Below are 2113 nucleotides of genomic sequence, written 5' to 3' on the forward strand. Positions count from 1 at the left end.
AAAAATAATAGATCTGTTCTTGTTATATGCTTCTCGATTTATTTTTATCAGACATTAAATCATTCATTATTAAATCATACATATTGAGATAGAGAACAGATCTTTCTCATGCTCATCTTTTCTTTTTTTAGTGGATTTAATCGTTGTTATCTTTGGATTTTAAAGCTATCTTAATCAGATCATCAGTATAATCAATCAAGAAAAGTGGAATGTTTAAAACATCTCCATCAAGTTTCAAATTTTCCAAAGAGAATCTTACTCGTAACTTTACTGATTCGGAAAAAAGCTCCTTATATTTTTTCAAGCTTGTTGAGTGAACATTATTTTCAGCTTTAACTTCAACAGGATAAATATCATTATCCTTTTGAATAAGAAAATCAACTTCATAAGATGGATTAGTCTGTGACCAGTAGCGAGGCATAATATCACTTTGAGCTATCAAGCTTTGCAGTACAAAGTTCTCTGTTAGAGCTCCTTTAAATTCAGTGAATAATCTGTTTTTCTCACCAAAAGCAGTTACAGACAGCTGACAAAGAGATCTTAAAAGTCCAACATCAGCAAGATATATCTTGAATGAAGATAGATCATCATATGCACTCAGAGGTAATGATGGAGTACTACATCTGTATACTTTATGCACAATTCCGCCATCAATTAGCCATTGAAGCGCATCTTCATATTCTCTGGCTCTAGCTCCTGTTTTTACGACTTTGTAAAGAAATTTCTTGTTCTCTCTTGCAAGTTGAGATGGTATCGATCTGAATATAATCGATATTTTAGGATATTCATTGATATTAGGATGTTTTGCAAAATCTCTTTGATATGCTGTTAAAATTGACGAAATACAATCCTGCATAGCATCAACATCATTATTTTCACACCACCTTTTTACAGGCTCAGGCATTCCTCCTGTAACGTAGTACATCTTTAGTTTTTCATACAGCCTGTTGAAAAAGACATCAGGAATAGGTTCAATATTTTTTATTGATTGTAAGTATTCAATTAAGTTATCATCTTTTGATGCTAGTAAAAACTCTGTGAAGGTCATAGGATGAATTTGCAAAAAGTTAACTTTGCCTACAGGAAAGGATGCAGGTTTTGCTAAAGTGACACCTAAGAGCGAACCTGCACATGCAATATGGTATTCAGGTGCATTCTCACAAAAGTACTTTAATGAGTTAATCACTTTTGGACTGTCCTGAATTTCATCAAAAATGATAAGTGTTTTATTAGGCAAAATTTTAGTGCCACTTGCAAGCATTAAGTTTTGCATGATTCTATGAACATCTTTAGTAGTTTCAAAAAACTGTTTTAAGTCTTCATTCTCATCAAAATTAAAATAAGCTGTATTTTCATAATAAAGCTTTCCGAATTCCTTTAATAGCCATGTTTTTCCAACCTGGCGAATACCTTTTAGGATCAGTGGTTTTCTGTATGGAGATTCTTTCCATGCTAATAGTTTTGTTAAAGCAAATCTTTGCATAATAAAAATAGTTTTATAAACAGTAAAAAGACTATTACTCTTAAATTGAAATTTATATGCTGAAAATTCCAAAATAATAAAGCATTATCTTATTTTAGTATGATATTAACAGTAAAAAATATAGATAATACAAGACCTAATAAATTTATTTATAATTCAAAAGGATATATATCTGTAATCACATAATTATGCTAGTATTTTACTAAATTATCACATAATTATATATAAATATGTGTACTATAATCACACTTTTATTGAATTTTAATATGAGTAGATAATAATGATTCAATTCTAGTTGAATCTGATCCAAATAAGACTCATTGAAATTACTTTTGTACTAGTATTTACAAGCATAAAAAAAACATAGAGACGGTATATTTAATAAGAATTCAAAAAAAAATTAAAAAAAAGTTTGACAGCTTTCAAAAAAAGTCTATAATGCATTTCCGTTGTCACAAACGATAACGAACATTAACAAGGCGTTGATGTAGATCTTTAAAAATCAGTACGGACAATCTGTGTGGGCCCTCGGAAGAGGGACAAAAAACGAAGTGTTGAAAGCGAGAGCTGAAGGAACACAAAAAATCAAAATCTTTATTTTCGAAGAGTTTGATCATGGCTCAGATTGAA

General features: G+C 30.1%; 1 protein-coding gene. It reads right to left on the bottom strand.

Annotated features, from left to right (window positions below; translation table 11 throughout):
- Positions 1–136: 136 nt before the first annotated feature.
- On the bottom strand, positions 137–1483 hold the full coding sequence (locus ACJML3_RS01500; protein ID WP_406020008.1) for an ATP-binding protein: 1347 nt from the start codon (positions 1481–1483) through the stop codon (positions 137–139).
- Positions 1484–2113 lie beyond the last annotated feature (630 nt).

This window comes from Succinivibrio sp. (assembly GCF_045124615.1).
In the GTDB taxonomy this organism is placed as follows: domain Bacteria; phylum Pseudomonadota; class Gammaproteobacteria; order Enterobacterales; family Succinivibrionaceae; genus Succinivibrio; species Succinivibrio faecicola.